The sequence below is a fragment of the Rhodococcus sp. BL-253-APC-6A1W genome, assembly GCF_012843405.1.
Taxonomy (GTDB): domain Bacteria; phylum Actinomycetota; class Actinomycetes; order Mycobacteriales; family Mycobacteriaceae; genus Rhodococcus.
On the sequence record NZ_JABAFB010000001.1, the window covers coordinates 424628 to 438594 of the forward strand.

The window sequence follows — 13967 nt, forward strand, 5'->3', positions numbered from 1 at the left end:
GGGCGCGGGAATGCTGATGTCGGGGACTGCGGAGGCGGTGCTTGCCTCCGGAGTCGGCGACACCTTCCAGAACACGGCGCTCTCCGGTCCGCTGCTGCTCGCAGTCGGCGCGTGCATGCTTGCGGGCCTCGTCTCGTTCGCCTCCCCGTGTGTTGTTCCCCTCGTCCCCGGATACCTGTCGTATCTCGCGGGCGTCGTCGGCGCCGAGGCACCGGCCGTCACCGCGGATCAGGCCGGAGCGCGCACCACCAAGGTCCGTGACGACGGCCGTCTGCGCGTCGCCGGTGCGGCCGCGCTGTTCGTCGCGGGATTCACCGTCGTCTTCGTGCTCGCGACAGCGTCGGTCTTCGGGGCGATCTCGGCGCTCGCCGTCAACAGAGAACTGCTCATGCGCATCGGCGGCGTCGTCACGATCGTCATGGGACTGGTGTTCATCGGGCTCATTCCGGCCCTGCAACGCGATACGCGTCCCGAGCCCCGGCGCATCTCGAGCCTGGCCGGTGCTCCGCTGCTGGGCGCGGTCTTCGCACTCGGCTGGACCCCGTGCCTCGGCCCCACGCTGGCCGGCGTCATCTCGCTCGCGGCCGGCACCGAAGGCACCACCGCTGCGCGCGGAGTGACCCTCATCGTGGCCTACTGCCTCGGCCTCGGCCTGCCGTTCATCGTGCTCGCGCTCGGCTCCGCCAAAGCGCTGCGCGGCGTGGGCTGGTTGCGTACGCACGCGCGTACCGTGCAAATCGTCGGCGGCGTCCTGCTCATGGTCGTCGGAATCGCTCTCGTCACCGGGGCATGGGACCTGTTCGTGTCCTGGGTTCGGGACGCCTTCATCTCGGAAGTGATCTTGCCAGTATGACCGCCACAGACACGCCCGCTCCTGCCCCGCAGCGACCGCCGCGGCAGACCCCCGCCGGGAGGGCGTTCGCTCTCGTACGCAACACCTGGCGCGGCCTGACCTCCATGCGCACGGCGCTGGTGCTGTTGTTCCTGCTCGCGCTCGCCGCGATCCCGGGCGCCCTTCTGCCGCAGCGCAGTCTCAATGCGGGCAAGGTCGACGAGTACATCAGTGCCCGTCCGACCCTCGGGCCGCTCATGGACAGGCTCGAACTCTTCGACGTGTTCGGCAGCTTCTGGTTCACCGCGATCTACGTGCTGCTGTTCGTCTCTCTCGTCGGCTGCATTCTGCCGCGCTGCGTCGCGCACTACCGGGCGCTGCGCACCCCGCCGGTACCGGCGCCCCGAAACTTCGCGCGTCTGCCGCACCACGTCGAGACCACCGTGGACGACGCGCCCGACGCGGTGCTCGACCGGGTACGCGGGCAGTTGCGTGGGTGGAAGGTCGAGCGTCGGGAGGGCGGACCTCGCGCTCACGACGGCGAGCTGACCCTCTCGGCGGAGAAGGGCTACCTGCGGGAAGTGGGAAACCTGGTCTTCCACATCTCGCTCGTCGCGTTGCTCGCGGCCGTCGCGATCGGCAAGTTGCTCGGTTACGAGGGGCAGCGCATCGTGGTCGCGAACGGCGAAGAATTCTGCACGACGTCACCCGCGGCGTTCGACTCGTTCATCGCCGGCGTGAACCTCGACGGCACGGGCCTGAACCCGATGTGCCTGCGCGTCAACGATTTCTCGGCCGACTACCTCGACACCGGCCAGGCCGAGATGTTCACGTCGAACATCGAGTACCAGTACGGCGACGACCTCGCGACCGACACCTGGCGCGACGCCCAACTGAAGGTCAACCACCCACTGCGCGTCGGCAGCGACCGCGTGTACCTGCAGGGACACGGTTACGCGCCCACGTTCACCGTCACCTGGCCGAACGGCGAGACCCGCACCGAGACGCTGCAGTGGGCGCCCGAGGACGCGACGACCTTCCTCAGCAGTGGCGCGATGCGATTCGACCCGCCCGGCGACATGTTCACCGAGCAGGACGAGCGCCGGAAGAACCAGATCGCGATCGAGGGTCTGTTCGCCCCGACGGCCTCCTTCCACGGGACGCTGTTGTCGTCGGTGTTTCCCGCGATGCTCGACCCCGCGGTCGCGATCGACGTCTACAAGGGTGAAGCCGGCCTCGACACGGGCAGTCCCCAGTCGTTGTTCTCGCTCAACAAGGAACTGATCAACCAGGGCCGCCTCGTCAAGCAGGACCGCGTGAACCTCATGCCGGGGGAGAGCGTGACGCTGGCGGACGGCACGCAGGTGCGTTTCGACGGTGCCGTCGACTTCGTGAACCTGCAGGTCTCGCACGACCCGGCACAGCAGTGGGTGCTGGTCGCGGCGATCACGATGATGGCGGGTCTGCTGGTCTCCCTCGTCGTGAAACGACGCAGGGTATGGGTTCGGGTGTATCCGGCCGGTACAGTGACAGACGGTAAACGACGAACCGTAGTAGAGGTCGGTGGGCTCGCGCGCACCGATCAGGCCGGGTGGGGCGACGAGTTCGACCATCTGGTCGAGCGACTTCTCGGACAGTCCCCCACGCACGTCGGCACTTCACACGACGACATCGCCTCCGCCCCGGCGGCACAGGAGAAAAAGGCATGACACTCAACGACACCCTCGCGCAGTACAGCGACTGGGCCTTCGAGTCGGCGTTCGCGGTGCTGGTACTGGCACTGATCCTGCTGGTCGCCGAATACGCCACGCACCGCGCCGACGCAGTCGCCGAGCGCGAGCGGGTGCTCGTCGCGTCGGGCAGCAGCGCTCCGGCCGACGGACCGGGCCGGGTCACCGAGACGAACGGCCGGACGCTGTCGCAGCGCCTGGGCAACATGGGGCGCGCGCTGGTCGTGGTCGTCGCCGCTCTCCAGATCGCGTCCATCGTGTTGCGCGGATTCGCCACGGAACGGTTCCCACTCGGCAACATGTACGAGTTCGTGGCGATGGCGTGCACCGCGGCGATCGTCTTCGGCCTGGTGATGCTCCGCAAGCCGTCCTACCGCATCATGTGGGTGTACGTGCTGGTTCCGGTGCTCATCCTCATGTTCCTCGCGGCCACCGTGCTCTACGCAGACGCCGCGCCCGTCGTGCCCGCGCTGCGGTCGTTCTGGCTCCCCATCCACGTCACGATCATCAGTGTCGGCAGCGGCATCTTCCTCGTCTCGGGTGTCGCGAGCCTGCTGTTCCTGCTGCGCATCCGTTACCCCAAGGGCGAAGCGTCGAGCGGGTTCTTCGCTGCGATGGCACAGCGTCTTCCCGATGCCCAGATCCTCGACCGGCTCGCCTACCGCACCACGATCATCGGTTTCCCGTTGTTCGGCGCCGGCATCATTCTCGGCGCGATCTGGGCCGAAGCGGCGTGGGGCCGGTTCTGGGGCTGGGACCCGAAGGAAACCGTCTCGTTCATCACCTGGGTCATCTACGCCGCGTACCTCCACGCACGCGCCACGTCGGGCTGGCGCAACACCCGCGCGGCCTGGATCAACGTCGCGGGCTTCGTCGCGATGCTGTTCAACCTGTTCATCATCAACATGGTCGTCTCGGGCCTGCACTCGTACGCCGGACTGAACTGACCCCTGCTATCGTCGCGCCGTCGCAGGCGAACAGCGGGGGGGAGTAGGCGATGGGGGACGGAACGCAGGGGGACGGAACGCAGCTACCGGGGGCGGGGCAGCCGACTGCACGAGACCTCGACGCGTCGCTACTGGTTCGCCCGGTGGCCTCGCCGCCGCGCCGGGGATGGCGTCGTGCAGTGTTCCACGCGAGCGGTGGCCTGCTGACCATCGGTGACAGCGCACGGGAGCAACGCCGTCGCGACCTCGTCGACAAAGTGCGCACGCCGTCGCACGGGTGCTCCCGGATCGCGCTGCTGAGTCTCAAGGGAGGGGTCGGCAAAACGACCACGACGGTCACTCTCGGGTCGACCTTCGCGGCGCTTCGCGGTGACCGGGTCGTCGCTGTCGACGCGAACCCGGACCGGGGAACCCTCAGCCAGAAGATCGCCGCCGAGACCACCGCAACGGTCCGGACTCTCCTGCGTGACGAGCAGCGGCTCGATACCTACGCGGACGTCCGGGAGTACATGTCGCAGAACTCGCATCGCCTCGAAGTGCTCGCGTCGGACACCGACCCGGCGGTCTCGGAAGCGTTCAGCGGGGAGGACTACGAGCGCACTCTCGCCGTGCTCGAGCGTTTCTACAGCATCGTTCTCACGGATTGCGGAACCGGACTCATGCATTCGGCGATGCGCTCGATCCTGGGAAACGCGGACACGCTGATCGTCATCAGTTCGGGGTCGGTGGACGGCGCGCAGAGCGCATCGGCGACGCTCGACTGGCTCGAGGCGCACGGATACCGGGATCTCGTCTCGCAATCCCTCGCGGTAGTCAATGCGGTACGGCCGCGCTCGGGAAAGGTCGATCTCGACCGGCTCGTGGGACATTTCGCGCAGCGTTGCCGCGCGGTGCACGTCCTGCCGTTCGATCCGCATCTGGAAGAGGGCGCGGAGATCGATCTCGGCCGGTTGCAGGAAGGCACGCGGCGGGCACTGCTGGGCCTGGCCGCGGACGTCGCGGCCGGTTTCGCCGAGTCGGGCACGGGTTCCGGCCGCAGCAGAAAGCCGTGAATGCGTGTCTTCGTGACGTCGTTGTTCGTGACGTGGGGTCTATCTCGCAGGATCGTCGGTGCGTCCGGTGTTCCGGCGACCGGGAACCTCACTTCCCGGTATCGCCACTGTCCGGGCCGGGTCGCGCCGTGTCGTCAGGCGGACGGCGTCGTACTTCGCGGTCGACCTTCCAGAGGAACTCGGGGTCGTCGTCGGGACCGACGACCCGGGTGGGCGGCTTTCCGGAATTGGGCCCGTATGCCTTCCACAGCAAAACGGCCAGTGTCACCGCGCCGATGAGGGCCAACAGGTAGAGCACTACGCACCTCCTAGCCGTGGACGGCACCGTCGGGGGGATCCGGTGCCGGCGTCCTACGTTCCCACAGTCTATGCGCCCCGGAGTTGTGCCCGTTGGGACGGGTGTGACCGGTAACGGGTCGGGTCCGGGTGGTGGTGCGTTCACCGCAGGCGCGGGCAGCGGTCGGGTCCGCTGCGGAGCAAGCCCTGCGGAGTTTCAGCGGCGCGTGATCAGCGTGTGGCTTCGGTCGTCAGGGACCGAAGGAGCGTGAGCACTTCGGACTCGCGGAATCGACGGTGGCCGCCTGGTGTCCGGAGTGACCCCAGTCGACCTGCGTGAGCCCACCGGGTGACCGTCTTCGGGTCCACATGGAACAGGGCTGCCACCTGGCCCGGAGTGAGCAGGGATTCTTTGGCGCCGTTGAAAGTGGGTGCACTCATCTTGAAATCCTCCCGGTTGGATTGCCTTGATCGAGGTATTCGATCGTGTTGTCCAGTGACATGGTTGCACCGGAACCCCTGGTTGCTCGAACGGTCAGCCGTTGGTAAAGCGGAAGTAATAGACAAAACGGACGAGCGGCCAAGCCTCAGGGGTCGGTGTCCCGTGCCCGTACCGCGCCGACAGTTACCCTGGAAGGGTGAACGACGAACGCCGGAACGACTCCCCGGAACAAGACTCCTCCTCGGATAGCCGCTCCGAGGGCATTTCACACACAACGCCCGCGAAGGGCGCCGTGCGTGCTTCCGGCAGCACGGGCACCCTCGTTCGCGATGTGGCGCTGTACTCCCTCGCGCGGCTCGGACTCGTCGTCGTGCTCGCGCTGCTGATCATCTACGTGCCGCGTGTCTTCGGTGTCGAGATCCCGCTGCTGGTGGCCGCGCTGTTCGCAGTGCTCATCGCGCTCCCGGTCTCGCTGGTGCTGTTCAAAACGCTCCGCCGTCGCGTCAACGAGGGCATCGCTGCCGTCGACGAGCGCCGCCGGACCGATCGCGCAGATCTGGAGAACCGGCTGCGCGGTGAAGGCCGCCGGTGACCGACGTGGGTGCCGCGGTCGTCGACCGCAGCGAGCCGCGTGACTGGGTCGACAATGCCGTCCGGCTGATCGAAGCGGACGCGCAGCGGAGTGCCGACACCCATCTGCTCCGCTACCCTCTTCCCCCCGAATGGGGCGTGCAGCTGTATCTCAAGGACGAGTCGACGCACATCACCGGCAGTCTCAAGCACCGTCTCGCACGGTCGCTGTTCCTGTACGGCCTGTGCAACGGGTGGATCACCCGGGACACCCCGATCGTCGAGGCGTCGTCCGGGTCCACCGCGGTCAGCGAGGCGTATTTCGCGAAGCTTCTCGGTCTCGCCTTCGTCGCGGTCGTGCCGCGCACGACATCCCCGGCCAAGGTCGCGCTGATCGAGGCGCACGGTGGCCGCTGCCACTACACCGACCGGCCGTCCGAGATGTACAGCGAGGCACGACGTCTCGCCGACGAACTCGGTGGGTGCTTCATGGACCAGTTCACGAACGCCGAGCGTGTGACCGACTGGCGCGGGAACAACAACATCGCTGAAAGCATCTACTCGCAGATGCGGCTCGAGCAGCACCCGGTGCCGGACTGGATCGTGGTCGGCGCCGGCACCGGAGGAACGAGCGCGACGCTGGGTCGCTTCATCCGGTATCGCCGTCACCGGACCCGTCTCGCGGTGGTCGACCCGGAGAACTCGGCGTTCTTCGGCGGCTACGAGAGCGGTTCGGCCGACTACACCACCGGAATGCCGTCCCGTATCGAGGGGATCGGCCGGCCGCGGGTGGAACCGTCGTTCGTCCCGGAGGTCGTGGACCGCATGATCCGGGTTCCGGACGCGGCGTCGATCGCCGCGATGCGGCACGCGAGCGAGGCGCTCGGCCGGCGCGTCGGGGGGTCGACGGGGACCAATCTGTGGGGTGCCTTCGGGCTGGTCGCGGACATGCTCGCCGACGGCCGCCGGGGGAGCGTGGTGACGCTGCTGTGCGACGGCGGCGAGCGGTACAGTGACACGTACTTCTCCGACGACTGGCTCGTGGCCGAGTCGATCGACCTGGCGGAGTCGACGGCTGTGCTCGAGACGTTCGCAGCCACCGGACTGTGGAGTCCCGGCATACCCGACTGACCCACTGTCGAGGGTCTCAGTTTGTCAACATCTATTGACGTCGCCACAGTTGTCAACCTACATTGACAGTATGACCGACACCACCGACCTGGCGGCATCTGCCGCGAGCCCCGACCCGGCAGTGGGCCTTCGCGCGGTCCGCGCGCTCCGGCGACTGCTCGAGCGACTCGAGACGGTCCAGGTGGAGAACGCGAGGAATCGGGGCTGGTCCTGGCAGGCCATCGCCGACGAACTCGAAGTGAGCAGACAGGCCGTCCACCAGAAGCACAACCGGAAGCGCAGGTGATCGTCGTGTTCGAAAAGTTCGCAGACAGTGCCCGGTCCGCGGTGGTCGCCGCGCAATCCGAGGCGAAACGACTCGAGGCTCAACGGATTCACCCGTCGCACCTGCTGCTCGGAGTCCTCGTCAGCGCGGACGAGCCTCTGCGCGACCTGCTCGCCGACGCGGATCTCACGGTTGACGGTCTCCGCGACGACTGCGCCGCACAGGCACCCGGCGATGCGCTCGGTGCCGACGACGCTGCCGCACTCGACGCGATCGGCATCGACCTGGGCGCGGTGAAATCGCGGCTCGAGGAGACGTTCGGCGAAGGTGTTCTCGACCGCGATCCTTCTGGAACGGGGGATGCCGGACGCGGGAATCTCTGGGGGCGGTTCGGCCACATCCCATTCGACAAGGGCGCCAAGAAGGTGCTCGAACTGTCTCTCCGAGAGGCGATCGCCCGGCACGAACGGGTCATTCGTGCCGAACATTTCCTGCTCGGTGTGCTCCGGTGCGGCGACCCGTCGGCCACCGCGCTGGTCGAGGCGCACGTACACCGCGACGAACTGCGACGACGCCTCGTCGAGCACCTCGACGAGGCCGCCTGAAACCTCTGCGACTCCGTGGCAGGCGATGTGCCACAGTGACTGCATGATTTCACTTGTACTGCGGTTGATCATCAACGCCATCGGCCTGTGGCTTGCCGCTCAATTGGTGTCCGGCATCAGTGTCACGGAACCCGGAGGCGCGTCCCAGACCGACCTCGGGACGATCATCACGCTGGTCGTGCTCGCGGTGATCTTCACCGCGGTGAACGCACTGGTCAAACCGATCGTGAAGATGCTGTCGCTGCCCTTGGTCATCCTGACCCTCGGGCTGTTCACCCTCGTCGTCAACGCGCTGATGCTCTGGCTGACCGCATGGCTCAGCGGATTCACCGACTACGGACTGACCATCGCCGGATTCTGGTCCGCCTTCTGGGGCGCGATCATCATCTCGCTCGTCAACTTCGTTCTCGGCCTGGCCGTACCCGACCGCGACTGACGGTGCCCGTTCCGGGCGGCAGTTCTGCCGCCCGGAACGACGACTCAGCCGAAGGCCAGTGCCAGACCTGTCGCGGCCGCCCACACCAGCATCGCCAGCCCCGAGTCGCGCAGTGCCGGAACGAGAGCGAGCCCCGAGGCTCCGGACCGGACCGGCGCGTTCGCGCGCACGGCGAACGGGGCCGCGAGCAACCCGGCCGCCGCCCACGGCGTCGCCGCGACGAGCGCCACCGACAACACGAACGGCACCGTGACGAGAACGAGGTGCAGGATTCGGGTCCGGCGGTCGCCCAGACGGACGGCGAGGGTGCGTTTTCCGGTGACGGTATCGGTCGGGATGTCGCGGAGATTGTTCGACACCAGGACGGCGCTCGAGAACGATCCGACGGCCACCGCGCACGCGAGTCCTGCCCAGTCGACGCGGCCCGCCTGCACGAATTGCGTACCCAGCACCGCAACGAGACCGAAGAACACGAACACGGCAACTTCGCCGAGACCGTTGTAGCCGTACGGGGTGCGGCCGCCGGTGTAGAACCACGCGCCCGCGATGCACAGCGCCCCGACGACGATCAGCCACCATGCACTCGTCAGCGCCAGTGCGATGCCGGCTACCGCGCCGATTCCGAAGCAGACGAACGCCGCACGTTTGACCAGCGCGGGGGCGACGAGCCCCGACCCGACGAGTCGCACCGGGCCGACACGGTCGTCGTCCGTCCCGCGCACACCGTCGGAGTAGTCGTTCGCGAAGTTGACGCCGATCACGAATGCGAGTGCCACGACGAGCGCGAGGAGCGCCTTCCACCACACCGCCTCACCGAGCGCTGCGGCCGCCCCCGTGCCTGCAAGGACGGGAGCGATCGCGTTGGGGAGTGTGCGCGGACGTGCGCCTTCGATCCAGTGACCAGCGGTTGCCATGCTTCGATCTTCGCACCTTCGCGACGCCGGTTCTCACGCCCCGTCGCGCGGCTGCGAAGGGCGCTACGAAAACCGGGCGACGAGCGCGCGACGATCGACCTTGCCCGGACCCCGCACGGGCAGCGACTCGACGACGTGCAGTTCCCGCGGCGCCGCGGTGATGTCGAGTGACGCCGCGGTGTGTGCGCGCAGTGAGTCCAGCGTGGGAACCGCGCCGTCCTCGGCCACGACGATCGCGGTGACCCGCTGCCCCCATCGCTCGTCGGGAAGGCCGATCACGGCGACCTCCCGGACCGCGGGGTGCTCGGCCAGCACCGCTTCGACGATCTGCGGAACCACTGTCAGGCCGCCGGTCGAAATGGCTTCGTCGAGCCGGCCCAGGATGCGGAGCACCCCCCCGTCGAGTACTCCGGCGTCGTCGGTGCGGAACCATCCTGCCTCGACGAACGCGGGATGATCGGGGAGCCCGCGGTATCCGGAAGCGAGGGTCGCCCCGCCGAGCAGGACCCGTGAATCGTCGCCGACCCGCACCCGCACCCCGTCGAGCGGGACGCCGTCGTACACGCAGCCGCCGCACGTCTCGCTCATCCCGTACGTGCGCACGATCTTCAGCCCGGCATCGAGTGCACGGCGTAGCACCGGCGCGGGAGTGGCCGCCCCGCCGAGCAGGATGCCGTCGAGATCGGCGAGCGCCGCCCGTGCCCCGGAGTGGTCGAGAGCCTTGACCAGCTGGGTCGGAACGAGGGAGGTGTAGCGGCGGGGTCCGGGCATCGCGGCGACCGCGTCGGGGAGGAGGGCGGGATCGAACCCGCGCGAGACGTCGACGACGGTGGGCTCGGTCCCGGACAGGACGCTACGGAGTAGCACCTGCATTCCGGCGATGTGGTGTGCGGGCAGAGCGAGCAGCCACGAACCGGTGCCACCGAGGCGAGCGTGTGTGGCGTCGCCGCTCGCTCGCAGCGCGTCCACGGTGAGTTGAGCGCCCTTCGGCACTCCAGTCGTGCCCGACGTGGCCACCACGAGACCGATCCGCTCGTCGATCGGATCGCCGGGCCGCAGCGCGTCGGTGAGCCGCCGGGTCTCGCGTGCGTCTCCGGCGGGAACCGGCAGCAGTGGGGGAGCACTTCCGTCGAGAAGCCGTTGCAGGGTCGGGACAAGCGTGCGGACGGCATCCCCCGAGGGGACGGCGAGCGGGGTCAGCAGGGCGGTCATGCGCGGGAGGCGGTCACAGGTCGTGGTCCGTCCGGTCCCAGTTGCCGGTGCCCAGGTGCCGGTGCACCCGATCGATGTCGCGGTCGGACGGCATCTCGTTCGTGATCTTGGTGATGAGAACGGCGATGTCCGTCTTGTCGATCGGGAGATCCCCGTCGTCGACGAGCCTGCCGGCCACCTGATCGACCTCTTCCTCGGACAGCCGGCGGGACAGCAGCGCGAAAAGCGGCACGTAGTCCTGCTCGGGAACCCCGTCCGGGTAGCCCGCACGGAGCCACTCCACGATGGAGGTGAGGATCGGCGGAAGAATCATCTGGACCTGCTCGGCACGCGGCCGCACAGCACACGGGACCGGACACGATGTGTGAGGACCGGGTTCGAGGTCACTGCACTCCTTCCAGCCGAAACCTGCGATGCGGGAACGCGATGTCGGAAACTCGGTGTCGGAAACTCGGTGTCGGAAAACGCGATGTCGGGAAAACGCGATGTCAGAAAACGTGGATACCGAAGGTGCCCGACAAGAAGTCTGCGGTCAGGAGCAGGATTCCGCAGAGTACCGCGATGGCGACGACAGCGAAACACACGACCGCTCCGGCGACGCCGAGGGGCTGCAGTGCGCTCTCGCTCGACGAACGACCCGCGTGCAGGGAGCGGACGCCGAGTGCGAAGAGCGAGGGCAGACCGGCTCCGAGGAACAAGCCGACGAGCACGACCTGCCACAGGGAATCCAAGGTGTGGGTCAGCAGATTCACGGGCGGCCTTCCTGGACGACGGGTTCAGGGGTGGTTGCGGCGGGGACCAGCGACCCGTCCCACTCTGCCGTCACGTTGGAGGCATCGACCGGCTCCTTGCGCGACCGCAGCCACATGAAGAGCGACAGTCCGCACAGGAGGGTGAAGACGAACAGGACGCCTCCCAGGCCCCCGATCATGTGTGCGAGCGCCCAGCACAGTGCACCGACGAGCGCGGCGCTCGGAAGCGTGATCAGCCATGCGACGACCATGCGGCCGGCGACACCCCAGCGCACTTCGGCGCCCTTGGTGCCGAGTCCGGTGCCGAGGATCGAGCCGGTCGCGACGTGCGTGGTGGACAGTGGAAGCCCGAAGTGGCTCGAGGTCAGAATGATTGCCGCAGACGACGACTCCGCGGCAAGTCCCTGGGTCGGCGCGATCTCGACGAGGCCCTTGCCGAGGGTCCGGATGATGCGCCAGCCGCCGAGGTAGGTGCCCAGTGCGATGGCGACCGCGCAGGCGAACTTCACCCAGAACGGCATCTCGGTGTCCGCGGTGATGCTGCCGTGAGCGACGAGGGCCAGGAAGATCACGCCCATCGTCTTCTGGGCGTCGTTGGTGCCGTGCGCCAGCGAGAGGAGCGACGCGGTGCCGATCTGACCCAGCCGGAATCCGCGGTCGCGACGCTCTTCGGAGATGTCGCGGGTCAGGCGGCGCATCGACCACGTGCCGACGGTGGCGACGAGGGCTGCGATGACGGGAGCGAGCAGAGCGGGCAGGAGCACCTTGCCGAGAACGCCGTCCCACACCACGCCGTTGACGCCGATGGAGGCGAGCGCCGCACCCACCAGGCCGCCGAACAGGGCGTGCGAGGAACTGGACGGAAGGCCGAACAGCCACGTCGCGATGTTCCACAGGATGCCGCCGACAAGGCCGGCGAAGACGATCAGCAGAAGGTCCTCACCGCCGACGGTACCGAGGTCGACGACGCCTTTGGCGACGGTGGCCGCGACTTCGACGGAGAGGAACGCACCGATCAGATTGAGGACCGCCGACAGTGCGACGGCCGCCTTCGGCTTCAACGCTCCGGTGGCGATGGACGTGGCCATTGCGTTGCCGGTGTCGTGGAAGCCGTTCGTGAAATCGAATGCGAGGGCAGTGACGACCACTACCAGTAGGACAACGAACTCTGCGGTCACGTCTTCCCATTCTGGGGTAGCGGACAGGGGAAAGTACAGCGACGCTCAGGTGAACGCGGACACCCTGCAAGCCTCCACGTGCAGGGAGCGGCGCCGCCGGTTCCCCGGTGTGGTGAAGATCACTTGCCGGAGGGGTTTGACCGGCCGGTTGAGGGGGTCCGGCTGTCGCGCCGGAGCGGATGATCGTCAGGGATCTGCACGAGCACGATGGGGACTCCGTCCGGATCCGCGACCCACAACTCGTGCAGGCCCCACGGCTCCTGCCGCGCTTCACGCACGATCGGCACCCCGACGAGGGCGAGTTCGGCCTCGCACTCGTACACGTCGCGGACCTGGAGCCACAGCGCACCCTGGAACGTCTGGTCCGCATCTCCGCGTCCGTGGGCGGCGATCTCGATCAGCGACTGACCGGCGAAGTAGACAGTGCCGGCGGGGTACTCCCGCGCGATCGCGAGACGGAGTTTCCCGCCGTAGAACTCCAGCGCCGCCTCGTAGTCGCGAGGCCGCAGGATCGTGCGACTGCTCAGTATCTCCACGTCGAGGCCTTCCGGTGATGGTGCTTCGTCTTCGCCGATCGGGATCGTGCGCGACCGCCTCCGCCGATCGTACGGCCGGCCCGCCGGGACCAATTGTCGGCCGCGGCCCGGAGTGTGCCCGACGGCACACCTTTCGGCGGTAACGCGGGGGGCGTGTTTGGCGAACCGACAAACGGGACATCATGTCCGGCAGGTGCAGCGCAGTGCCTACACGGCTCGGCAGAGTAAGCCGCACGCCACGACCGTTACCGGGACGACCCCAGGAGAACAGCCATGAAGACCGATTACGACGCCCCCCGCACCACCGACGTCCTCGGTGCCGAAACTGCTCTGGACGAACTTGCGCTGACGCCGACCCAGAAGGCCGACGCGGACGAGGCCGAGATCCTCGAGTCGCTGGATCTGCCCGGAGCCGACCTGTCGGGCGAGGAACTGACCGTCCGCGTCCTGCCCAAGCAGTCCGACGAGTTCACCTGCATGAGCTGCTTCCTCGTCCAGCACTACAGCCGGAAGGCTTCCGGCTCCGGCGAGTACTGCCGCGATTGCGCTTGACCGCGTAACGCTCCCCGGCAACGAACGCGAGGCGGGCACTTCCCGAACAGGGAGTGCCCGCCTCGCGTCTTGCTACCTGGTCCGGCCGTCCTTGCGGCTTCCCGCTCGGAACCGCTTTCGCCGAAGGGCGAGCTCAGTCGGCGTCGTTCTCGAGGGTTCCGGCGCGATGCTCGACAGGTGAGTCAGGGCGCACGCCCATCGCCCATCGCGGCGGACGAAGACGCTGGAGGAGCGCTCGTGCTCGCGGAACGGCCGGCCTCGGTACGCCCCGGCAGAGACGCCCCGAGCCACGACGATCGCGCTGTCCCCGAGGACACGGATGATGGGATCCTCAGTGGTCATTGTGTCGTGCGTCAGATCGCCCGAGGCTATGAGCTCCAGGAACCGCTCGCGGCCGTCGATGCTGCCGTCAGGCCCGACGATGATCCAGTCGTCGGTCATGAAGCTGCCGATCGCCTGGCTGTCGTTGTCGACCATCGATTCGTCCCAGGCGCGGACCATCTCGATGAGCTCCGTGTGCTCCCTGGACTCCACTCG

19 protein-coding genes are annotated in these 13967 nt (G+C 67.8%); 10 read left to right on the forward strand and 9 right to left on the reverse strand.

Annotation, left to right across the window (positions count from 1 at the left end):
• The first annotated feature begins 10 nt into the window (after positions 1-10).
• The 4 genes from HF877_RS01905 to HF877_RS01920 are packed head-to-tail and all read left to right on the forward strand — an operon-like array spanning position 11 to position 4561.
• Positions 11-853, forward strand: a complete 843-nt coding sequence (locus HF877_RS01905) for a cytochrome c biogenesis CcdA family protein (RefSeq protein ID WP_169619617.1) — start codon at positions 11-13, stop codon at positions 851-853.
• A complete protein-coding gene (locus HF877_RS01910; RefSeq protein ID WP_169619439.1) occupies positions 850-2541 on the forward strand; it encodes a cytochrome c biogenesis protein ResB in 1692 nt (563 codons plus the stop codon). The genes HF877_RS01905 and HF877_RS01910 overlap by 4 nt, the downstream gene beginning before the upstream one ends.
• The gene (gene ccsB / locus HF877_RS01915; RefSeq protein ID WP_169619442.1) at positions 2538-3509 is read left to right on the forward strand and encodes a c-type cytochrome biogenesis protein CcsB; all 972 of its coding nucleotides are present in this window, start codon (positions 2538-2540) and stop codon (positions 3507-3509) included. Before HF877_RS01910 ends, ccsB begins: the two co-directional genes overlap by 4 nt.
• Before the next feature lie 50 nt (positions 3510-3559).
• On the forward strand, positions 3560-4561 hold the full coding sequence (locus HF877_RS01920; RefSeq protein WP_169619444.1) for a MinD/ParA family protein: 1002 nt from the start codon (positions 3560-3562) through the stop codon (positions 4559-4561).
• Positions 4562-4649: 88 nt separating this feature from the next.
• On the opposite strand, the gene HF877_RS01925 is transcribed toward HF877_RS01920, so the two are convergent.
• On the reverse strand, positions 4650-4859 hold the full coding sequence (locus HF877_RS01925) for a hypothetical protein (protein WP_169619446.1): 210 nt from the start codon (positions 4857-4859) through the stop codon (positions 4650-4652).
• A 209-nt stretch (positions 4860-5068) separates the two neighbouring features.
• Positions 5069-5278 carry a BldC family transcriptional regulator gene (locus HF877_RS01930; protein WP_072704338.1) on the reverse strand — a complete coding sequence of 70 codons (210 nt, stop codon included), beginning with the start codon at positions 5276-5278 and terminating at the stop codon, positions 5069-5071.
• Positions 5279-5541: 263 nt separating this feature from the next.
• Here HF877_RS01930 and HF877_RS01935 point away from each other — a divergent pair, with 263 nt between their 5' ends.
• From HF877_RS01935 to HF877_RS01955, 5 genes are all read left to right on the forward strand, one after another.
• Complete coding sequence (locus tag HF877_RS01935) at positions 5542-5871, forward strand: DUF4229 domain-containing protein (RefSeq protein WP_169619618.1); 330 nt, start codon at positions 5542-5544, stop codon at positions 5869-5871.
• Positions 5868-6980, forward strand: coding sequence for a PLP-dependent cysteine synthase family protein (locus HF877_RS01940; protein WP_169619448.1), 1113 nt, complete (start codon positions 5868-5870; stop codon positions 6978-6980). Before HF877_RS01935 ends, HF877_RS01940 begins: the two co-directional genes overlap by 4 nt.
• 70 nt (positions 6981-7050) lie before the next feature.
• Positions 7051-7266, forward strand: coding sequence for an HTH domain-containing protein (locus HF877_RS01945; protein WP_169619450.1), 216 nt, complete (start codon positions 7051-7053; stop codon positions 7264-7266).
• Positions 7267-7271: 5 nt separating this feature from the next.
• Positions 7272-7850 (forward strand): Clp protease N-terminal domain-containing protein, encoded by a 579-nt coding sequence (locus HF877_RS01950; RefSeq protein WP_169619452.1) that lies wholly within the window; start codon positions 7272-7274, stop codon positions 7848-7850.
• 43 nt (positions 7851-7893) lie between these two features.
• On the forward strand, positions 7894-8286 hold the full coding sequence (locus tag HF877_RS01955; protein WP_169619454.1) for a phage holin family protein: 393 nt from the start codon (positions 7894-7896) through the stop codon (positions 8284-8286).
• Positions 8287-8330: 44 nt separating this feature from the next.
• Here the strand turns inward: HF877_RS01955 and HF877_RS01960 are convergent, their stop codons facing one another.
• From HF877_RS01960 to HF877_RS01985, 6 genes are all read right to left on the reverse strand, one after another.
• Positions 8331-9200, reverse strand: a complete 870-nt coding sequence (locus HF877_RS01960; protein WP_169619456.1) for a 1,4-dihydroxy-2-naphthoate polyprenyltransferase — start codon at positions 9198-9200, stop codon at positions 8331-8333.
• A gap of 63 nt (positions 9201-9263) precedes the next feature.
• Positions 9264-10412: an o-succinylbenzoate--CoA ligase gene (gene menE, locus HF877_RS01965; protein ID WP_169619458.1), complete on the reverse strand. Its 1149-nt coding sequence runs from the start codon at positions 10410-10412 to the stop codon at positions 9264-9266.
• Positions 10413-10425: 13 nt separating this feature from the next.
• Positions 10426-10725, reverse strand: a complete 300-nt coding sequence (locus tag HF877_RS01970) for a DUF3349 domain-containing protein (protein WP_169619460.1) — start codon at positions 10723-10725, stop codon at positions 10426-10428.
• A gap of 175 nt (positions 10726-10900) precedes the next feature.
• Positions 10901-11164 carry a hypothetical protein gene (locus HF877_RS01975; protein WP_169619462.1) on the reverse strand — a complete coding sequence of 88 codons (264 nt, stop codon included), beginning with the start codon at positions 11162-11164 and terminating at the stop codon, positions 10901-10903.
• Positions 11161-12342 (reverse strand): inorganic phosphate transporter, encoded by a 1182-nt coding sequence (locus HF877_RS01980; RefSeq protein WP_169619464.1) that lies wholly within the window; start codon positions 12340-12342, stop codon positions 11161-11163. The genes HF877_RS01975 and HF877_RS01980 overlap by 4 nt, the downstream gene beginning before the upstream one ends.
• A gap of 119 nt (positions 12343-12461) precedes the next feature.
• The gene (locus tag HF877_RS01985) at positions 12462-12878 is read right to left on the reverse strand and encodes a VOC family protein (protein ID WP_169619466.1); all 417 of its coding nucleotides are present in this window, start codon (positions 12876-12878) and stop codon (positions 12462-12464) included.
• A gap of 273 nt (positions 12879-13151) precedes the next feature.
• Here HF877_RS01985 and HF877_RS01990 point away from each other — a divergent pair, with 273 nt between their 5' ends.
• Positions 13152-13430, forward strand: coding sequence for a DUF4193 domain-containing protein (locus HF877_RS01990; RefSeq protein ID WP_169619468.1), 279 nt, complete (start codon positions 13152-13154; stop codon positions 13428-13430).
• Positions 13431-13502: 72 nt separating this feature from the next.
• Here the strand turns inward: HF877_RS01990 and HF877_RS01995 are convergent, their stop codons facing one another.
• A complete protein-coding gene (locus HF877_RS01995; protein WP_169619470.1) occupies positions 13503-13964 on the reverse strand; it encodes a nuclear transport factor 2 family protein in 462 nt (153 codons plus the stop codon).
• Positions 13965-13967: the final 3 nt, after the last annotated feature.

Coding starts and splice junctions, on each gene's coding strand:
- HF877_RS01905 (WP_169619617.1), top strand. CDS start 11: ATGCTGATGTCGGGGACTGCGGAGGCGGTGCTTGCCTCCGGAGTCGGC.
- HF877_RS01910 (WP_169619439.1), top strand. CDS start 850: ATGACCGCCACAGACACGCCCGCTCCTGCCCCGCAGCGACCGCCGCGG.
- ccsB (WP_169619442.1), top strand. CDS start 2,538: ATGACACTCAACGACACCCTCGCGCAGTACAGCGACTGGGCCTTCGAG.
- HF877_RS01920 (WP_169619444.1), top strand. CDS start 3,560: ATGGGGGACGGAACGCAGGGGGACGGAACGCAGCTACCGGGGGCGGGG.
- HF877_RS01930 (WP_072704338.1), bottom strand. CDS start 5,278: ATGAGTGCACCCACTTTCAACGGCGCCAAAGAATCCCTGCTCACTCCG.
- HF877_RS01945 (WP_169619450.1), top strand. CDS start 7,051: ATGACCGACACCACCGACCTGGCGGCATCTGCCGCGAGCCCCGACCCG.
- HF877_RS01955 (WP_169619454.1), top strand. CDS start 7,894: ATGATTTCACTTGTACTGCGGTTGATCATCAACGCCATCGGCCTGTGG.
- HF877_RS01960 (WP_169619456.1), bottom strand. CDS start 9,200: ATGGCAACCGCTGGTCACTGGATCGAAGGCGCACGTCCGCGCACACTC.
- menE (WP_169619458.1), bottom strand. CDS start 10,412: ATGACCGCCCTGCTGACCCCGCTCGCCGTCCCCTCGGGGGATGCCGTC.
- HF877_RS01970 (WP_169619460.1), bottom strand. CDS start 10,725: ATGATTCTTCCGCCGATCCTCACCTCCATCGTGGAGTGGCTCCGTGCG.
- HF877_RS01990 (WP_169619468.1), top strand. CDS start 13,152: ATGAAGACCGATTACGACGCCCCCCGCACCACCGACGTCCTCGGTGCC.